The following is a 550-nucleotide window of genomic DNA, read 5'->3' on the forward strand; positions in this document are numbered from 1 at the left end:
TTGTTTAACTGAAAAAGGTCAAAGTCAAATGGCAGATATTTTCCCTAAGCATGCTGAGACATTAACAAAAGCGTTTGATGTGTTAACAAAGGATGAATTAACAATCTTACAACAAGCGTTTAAGAAACTAAGTGCACAATCTACAGAAGTGTAAGGCGTGCACTAAAAATTTACATTAAAATATCTCGATTTCGAGATAAATACACTAAAAATATAAAGAGGGTATATAAAATGATAAATAATCATGAATTACTAGGTATTCACCATGTCACAGCAATGACAGATGATGCAGAACGTAATTATAAATTTTTTACAGAAGTATTAGGCATGCGTTTAGTTAAAAAGACAGTCAATCAAGATGATATTTATACGTATCATACATTTTTTGCAGATGATGTAGGTTCAGCAGGTACAGATATGACATTCTTTGATTTTCCAAATATTACAAAAGGGCAGGCAGGAACAAATTCCATTACAAGACCGTCTTTTAGAGTGCCTAACGATGACGCATTAATGTATTATGAACAGCGCTTTGATGAATTTGGTGTTA

2 pseudogenes are annotated in these 550 nt (G+C 32.2%); both read left to right on the top strand.

Annotation, left to right across the window (positions count from 1 at the left end):
* Nucleotides 1-154 (top strand): annotated as a pseudogene (mhqR, locus tag IDG60_RS01095) (MarR family transcriptional regulator MhqR); the annotation flags it as partial.
* A 77-nt stretch (nt 155-231) separates the two neighbouring features.
* A pseudogene (mhqE, locus tag IDG60_RS01100) lies at nt 232-550 on the top strand (ring-cleaving dioxygenase MhqE); the annotation flags it as partial.

The organism is Staphylococcus sp. EG-SA-2, assembly GCF_017152085.1.